Origin of the sequence: Shewanella electrica (genome assembly GCF_022321485.1) — a bacterium.
GTDB lineage: Bacteria > Pseudomonadota > Gammaproteobacteria > Enterobacterales > Shewanellaceae > Shewanella > Shewanella electrica.
Genome location: NZ_JAKOGG010000521.1, coordinates 1 through 253, shown reverse-complemented (window position 1 = coordinate 253; position 253 = coordinate 1). Strand labels below are relative to the sequence as shown.

Sequence of the window (253 nt, the reverse complement as noted above, 5' to 3'; positions counted from 1 at the left end):
CGATTATCCGCTGCCGAGGTATCCGCCCCGGCAACCAGACGCAAATCCCAGGACTGCGACCCAGCGGCCAACATGGGGGCCAAAGCCAGCATGCGACCTTGCGCGTCATCCCCATCTCGAGGACGAAGATCGACCATCACGGCCCCGCCCGGCAATACCACGTCCGTCTCGGAAGGCACCAGCGCCCCTTTCTTCAAGGCGACCTGCTGGTTCAATTTCATAAGCACCGGCAAGGGCACGCCTTTGGGCCACA

At 62.8% G+C, this 253-nt stretch carries 1 protein-coding gene; it reads right to left on the bottom strand.

The genetic code is table 11. The features are described from left to right. Nucleotides 1–221, bottom strand: a 221-nt coding sequence (locus tag L9G74_RS21370) for a hypothetical protein (protein WP_238898821.1), incomplete at its 3' end; no start/stop codon positions are given. Between the last annotated feature and the right edge of the window lie 32 nt (nucleotides 222–253).